Source organism: Aneurinibacillus tyrosinisolvens (assembly GCF_001015055.1).
GTDB lineage: Bacteria > Bacillota > Bacilli > Aneurinibacillales > Aneurinibacillaceae > Aneurinibacillus_A > Aneurinibacillus_A tyrosinisolvens.
Map to the genome: position 1 here is coordinate 1 of NZ_BBWZ01000091.1, position 5,514 is coordinate 5,514.

Consider the following 5,514-nt stretch of genomic DNA (forward strand, 5'->3'; position numbering starts at 1 on the left):
CCTTCCTATACATTATATTAAACTGTAAGCTCTTTGCTGTCTCGCTTTGTTGCTGTATCAGCGGCGACATATTTAAATTTATCACATCTGAAATTAATAAGCAACATTTATTTTGTTCTAATTTTATCCTTTCCAAAAAGAAAAACGACCCCGGCGTTTGCCGGGGCCTGGACGGTGGGTAATCATTACTGCTGGTTCTGCTGGTTTCGCTGAGCAGCGCGAGCCTGGGATTGTTGATTAGCCTGGCGAGCAGCTTGAACATTTGTTTCGCTTCCAAATTCAGTATCAGACTGACCCATTTGGGAAGCCTGATTCTGCTGGCGCACTCGGTTAACGTTAGTACCTGCTGGTGAACGTTTAGCCATGATTATCACCTCCCGTATATTAAGATGTCCCTCATACACGGAATTACACATACTCATTTTTCCATCCCTCAATCAGTTGTTCCTTTTTACTTTTTGAATATCGCTTAATTTCAATTTCACGCCGCATAGCGGAGCTTTTATCCTTCCACTCCTCAACATACACAAGTTCAACGGGAGTACGCCCCCTCGTATACCGGGCGCCTGTCCCTTCATTATGCTTTTTAATGCGCTCGTTAACATTTACCGCATACCCTGTATACAGGGTCGCATCCTTACATCTGATCACATAAACGTAATACATTATTCAGACAAATCCTTTCTCAATCGCTTTCTATATCATACAATAAATAAAGAACAAATTTTAGGGAGAGGGGAAGCCACATGTTAAAAGATATGGTTGTAAATCGCGTATTACAGGCCGCGCTATCCCACGGCGGGGACTTCGCGGAACTATTTGTGGAAAACAAAATCGAGCAGAACATCTCCATGGTAAAAGGTAAAGTCGAAAAGGCCCGCTCAGGGCGCGACTTTGGAATTGGCATTCGTATCTTCAGCGGTGATGATTACTTATATACATACACGAATAGCGAAGACGAAGCACACCTTATCGATATTGCCACCCTTCTGTCGAAAGCCGCCAAAGGCGGAAATGTAAAAAACCAAACGATTACGTTTAAGAAGCTTCTCATCGTCCCCCGCCATATCCCTTTAATCGATCCGCGGGTTGTTTCTATCAAAACAAAACGGACGTTCTATCCGAAGTAAGCCATCATGCGTTTGCTTACCATACGGCCATTCACCAGGTGAAGGCAGGTTACTTCGACGAGAGCCAGAAAGTGCTCATCGCCAATTCGGAAGGGCTGTGGGCGGAAGACAGCCGTGTAAGGACACGCCTTTTCATCGAGGCGATCGCAATGGAAGATACCGAGAAACAGCGCGGCTATGTCGCTCCAGGCGCCCAAAAGGGCTTTGAGTTTTATAACGAAGTCGACCTGCGGGAGCTGGCCGAATCGGCTGCGGATACGGCCGTCCGCATGCTGGAGGCAAGGCCCTGCCCCGGCGGAAAAATGCCGGTCGTTATCGATAACGGGTTCGGCGGGGTTATTTTCCACGAGGCATGCGGCCATGGCATGGAAGCGACCGCCGTTGCCAAAGGAAAAGGCCCGTACGCCGGCAAGCTGGGCCAGCAGGTCGTAAGCACGAAGATTTCTGCTGTCGATGACGGAACGGTTACGGGCGCCTGGGGCTCTCTTCACATCGATGATGAAGGCACCCATTCACGGCGCAACGTTCTTATTGAGAATGGAATTCTGAAAGGCTATCTGATTGATAAGCTGAACGGCCGCCGGATGAACATGAGCCCAACCGGCTCCGCCCGGCGTCAATCATACCGCTACGCCCCTACGTCGCGCATGACGAATACGTACATCCTCCCCGGGAAGGACAAACTCGAAGAGATGATTTCCGGCACTGAATATGGCCTTTATGCCAAAACGATGGGCGGAGGCAGCGTAAACACAACAACCGGCGACTTTAATTTCGCCGTGCTTGAAGGCTATATGATCGAGAAGGGAAAGCTGGCCTATCCTGTAAAGGGGGCAACGCTTATCGGAAACGGCAGGCAAACGATGTACGATGTCGACATGGTCGGAGACAATTTTGCGCCCGGGCAGGGAATGTGCGGATCCATCAGCGGCTCGATTCCTGTCAATGTAGGCCAGCCGGCCCTGCGCGTTGCACAGCTTACGGTAGGGGGGAGCAAGCAATGATAAACCAACTGTTTGAACTCGCGAGGAAAAAACAGATTACAGAGCTTGAAGTGCTCACCAGCCAGTCTAAGAATTTCAGCGTTCAGGCATATGAAGGCAAAATCGAATCGTTCAAGAAGACAACGACAGGCGGCCTCGGTGTACGGGGGACATTTCAGGGCGGTAGCGGCTATGCCTACACGGAGCGTCTCCTCCCTATCGAATTTGACTCGGTTCTTGAAATGCTGAAAGCGAACGCCTCCCTCATCGAAGAAAAAGAGCCGCTTCTTGAGAAGAAACAGGAAGGCAGCTGGCAGGATTGCCATCCGCTTATGCCGGAAGAAGAGCAAATCACCCTGGCGTTGGCACTGGAGAAGGAAGCCCGCGCAGCCGAAGAGGTATCTTCAGTTAGCTACGCCCTTGTCAGCTCCGGGGAAACAAAGCGGCAAATCGCCAATACGTACGGTCTTAACAAAACATATGAATCCACTTTTGAAATGGCGTACCTTTCCGTCATCGTCAAGCGCGGCGAGGAAGTGGAAACGGACAGCGCCTATTATGTCGGTAACCTCCGCAGCTTTTCCAGACAGAAGCTCATTGAGGAAGCGGTCGGAAAAGCCCGCCGCAAGCTGGGTGGAAAACCGGTTGTTACTGGTACTTACCCTGTCATTCTGGATCGCAGGGTTGTCTGCTCCCTCCTTGGCGTGTATAGCGGCATTTTCTCCGCCCGCAATATTTTGCAGGGAACATCCCGGCTTGAAGGAGCACTTGGGAAAAAACGATTCGGTTCGCTTACTCTGTTTGACGATCCGGATTCCGGCCACGAACGGGTGCCTTTCGATGATGAAGGAACGGACACGAAAAAAATCTACCTCGTGCGCGACGGGGTAGTGGAGAAGTACCTGCACAGCCTGCAGTCCGCCGCAGAGATGAAGCAAGAAGCAACCGGCCACGGCATTCGCAGCTATAAAGGCACCGTGCAAATCGCCCCTCATCGCCTGCAGATTCCTAACGGGAGCGTTACGCTGGAGGAGTTATTCCGCCAAATGAATAACGGTATCTACATTACAGATGTACAGGGCCTCCATTCCGGAACCAATACGATATCCGGTGACTTCTCGCTCGCCTGCCAGGGTTTCCGGATTGAAGCCGGTAAAATCGCACACCCTGTGAAAGACATTACGATCGCCCATAACTTCTTCGATTTATTTAGTCAAATCGAAGGCACCGGAAATGATTTTGACTTTTCTATGCCGGGCGGTCCCAGCCAGTACGGCGCCCCTTCTCTGCTCTTCTCGGGCATTGCAGTCTCAAGCTGAACGGGAATTAAATCTTAACAGTAAAAAACCACTGGAATCAATTCATTCCAGTGGTTTTTTTATCCTGCGCAGGGGCTGCTGGTGCTGCCGGGGGTGTTGTCGGCGGAGGCGTTGCCGGTGCCGGTTCCACCTTCGTGCTTTTGAGCTTCCAGCCGAGCTCCGTCTTTGCAAGCGTGATCGTCATCAGCAGGTTGTCCGTCGTTGTTCCCGAATTGTACGGAGATACCGCCCCTGTCCGGGCAACCGTCGCCTGCACGACCGCCTCATTCTGATCGGCTGTCTTTAATTCCAGCTGGGTTATTTTATCGTCATTTGGGAAGGTAATCGGATTTTTGCTTCCCCAGGCGTCCTGCAGGCGTTTTACTTCGCCATCAATATATTCCTGGGTTGCAAAAGACGCGAGCGCGTGCTGATACTGGGTAAGAACCATTTTCTTTACATCATCTACGTTCTGTTCGGTAAACATCGTAATGCTCGTCTGATATGCGCCTTTGTAAGTGGCCCGCGCCTGTTTCTCCATATAATACGCAAGCTGCGGCAGAAGCGTCTGATCGACGTCTGCGCTCTGCAGAAGAGAAACCGTCTGCTCAAGCTTCGTCTTCTCTTCTGTTACCTGGCTTGTCTTCTGCTTGCTATCGTTTAATTGCTTTTTTACGTTTTCCAGTTCTGTTTTCAATGCCTGATTTTCATGTTCGATGACTTTCGTATTACACCCGGAAGTCAACAAACTTAACGAAGCGAAAATCGCAATCGCTCCTATCTTCCATCCTTTTCTCATATAAACGTCGTTCTCCTTTATCCGTCTGCCCAGCTATCAGCAACACAATGTAACAATCTTTATTGTAGCAGGAAATACGAAAAATGGGACAAGAAATATTTTTCATATGCACAATTGACCATCCTGTCCACTTCCAGTAAGTTAGAGTAAGACACTCTTTTACAGGGGAGGAATGCAGGTTGAGGATTTATATATCGGCAGACGGCGAAGGAATATCAGGCGTCGTACATACGAGTGAAATGCATGAGAGCGGCAGGCATTATGCGGAGTTTCGCAAGCTGATGACCCAGGATGTCAATGCGGCCATTGAAGGAGCCTTTGCGGCGGGCGCGACGGAAGTCGTCGTCAATGACTCGCACTGGTCCATGATGAATCTCATCTATTCAGAACTGGATCCGCGGGCTGATGTAATACGGGGAGGAAACAAAAACTTAAGCATGGTTGAACAGATTGAGCAGTTTGACGGGGCTTTTCTCGTCGGTTACCACGCCAAAGTCGGCCACTCTGACGGGGTGGCGAATGAGACGATGCTAGGGTTCGAAATGTATGAAATGCGAATGAACGGTGTGCCGATCGGGGAGATGGAATTGAACGCGGCCATCGCCGGATTTTACGGCGTGCCCATCATTATGGTATCCGGGGACGACCAGCTGGCCCGGGAAGCAAAAGCTTTCTTTGGCAACGTCCAAACCGCGATCGTAAAGTATGCAATTGACCGCTGGTCCGCTCGCTGTTTGTCGCTGGCCCGTTCGCACCAGGTCATTAAGGACAGTGCATTCCAGGCTGTAAAGCGGCTGGAACAATTCAATCCGTACATAATAAAAGGGCCGGTGGAACTGGAAATCGAATGGACCTCCACTTCTGCCTGTAAGAAATCCGCCCTCGTTCCGGGGTCTTACCGAAAAAATCCCCGCACGATCGCCTATCGGGGAGACACCATACTCGAGGCGTGGAGAGGCATTTACACCTGCCTCAACCTGGGTGAACTCGCTTCCGATCCGATTTATGGATAAAGAAGGAAAAAAGAAAGTTCATTCCACTTGCCTTTCCCTTCCGCAAGGAGTGTTATTTTTTATCCGTTACTTTTTGTCAGGAAAGTATTTCTTATAAAGCTCATCGTATACGCCGTTGTCTCTCAGCTTTTGCATGGTATCATCGATTTGCTTCATCAATTCCGTATCTTTTAAGTTTACCATGATGCCATAGTCTTCCTTTGGAATCGTCGGATCATCAATGATTCGATAGCCTTCTTTCGGATCTTTCGCAAGCTGGGCCAGTAAATAGGCGTTATCTGCAATGACAAC

The 5,514-nt window shown here is 49.8% G+C and carries 8 protein-coding genes; 4 read left to right on the top strand and 4 right to left on the bottom strand.

Going from position 1 to position 5,514, the window contains the following annotated elements:
- Positions 1 to 185: 185 nt before the first annotated feature.
- Positions 186 to 365 carry a gamma-type small acid-soluble spore protein gene (locus MBEAL2_RS28210; RefSeq protein ID WP_047155513.1) on the bottom strand — a complete coding sequence of 60 codons (180 nt, stop codon included), beginning with the start codon at positions 363 to 365 and terminating at the stop codon, positions 186 to 188.
- Positions 366 to 408: 43 nt separating this feature from the next.
- The gene (locus MBEAL2_RS28215; protein WP_047155514.1) at positions 409 to 666 is read right to left on the bottom strand and encodes a GIY-YIG nuclease family protein; all 258 of its coding nucleotides are present in this window, start codon (positions 664 to 666) and stop codon (positions 409 to 411) included.
- Positions 667 to 746: 80 nt separating this feature from the next.
- Between MBEAL2_RS28215 and MBEAL2_RS34460 the strand changes: the two genes are divergently transcribed.
- The 3 genes from MBEAL2_RS34460 to MBEAL2_RS28225 are packed head-to-tail and all read left to right on the top strand — an operon-like array spanning position 747 to position 3,432.
- A complete protein-coding gene (locus tag MBEAL2_RS34460; protein ID WP_439644911.1) occupies positions 747 to 1,130 on the top strand; it encodes a PmbA/TldA family metallopeptidase in 384 nt (127 codons plus the stop codon).
- Between the two features lie 29 nt (positions 1,131 to 1,159).
- A complete protein-coding gene (locus MBEAL2_RS28220) occupies positions 1,160 to 2,134 on the top strand; it encodes a TldD/PmbA family protein (protein WP_439644912.1) in 975 nt (324 codons plus the stop codon).
- A complete protein-coding gene (locus MBEAL2_RS28225; protein ID WP_047155515.1) occupies positions 2,131 to 3,432 on the top strand; it encodes a TldD/PmbA family protein in 1,302 nt (433 codons plus the stop codon). Before MBEAL2_RS28220 ends, MBEAL2_RS28225 begins: the two co-directional genes overlap by 4 nt.
- A 37-nt stretch (positions 3,433 to 3,469) precedes the next feature.
- On the opposite strand, the gene MBEAL2_RS28230 is transcribed toward MBEAL2_RS28225, so the two are convergent.
- Entirely contained in the window at positions 3,470 to 4,210 is a 741-nt protein-coding gene (locus MBEAL2_RS28230) for a hypothetical protein (RefSeq protein WP_047155516.1), read from the bottom strand.
- Positions 4,211 to 4,389: 179 nt separating this feature from the next.
- Between MBEAL2_RS28230 and MBEAL2_RS28235 the strand changes: the two genes are divergently transcribed.
- Complete coding sequence (locus tag MBEAL2_RS28235) at positions 4,390 to 5,223, top strand: M55 family metallopeptidase (protein WP_047155517.1); 834 nt, start codon at positions 4,390 to 4,392, stop codon at positions 5,221 to 5,223.
- 66 nt (positions 5,224 to 5,289) lie between these two features.
- On the opposite strand, the gene MBEAL2_RS28240 is transcribed toward MBEAL2_RS28235, so the two are convergent.
- Positions 5,290 to 5,514: substrate-binding periplasmic protein (locus MBEAL2_RS28240; protein WP_047155518.1), on the bottom strand; the 225-nt coding region annotated here is incomplete at its 5' end.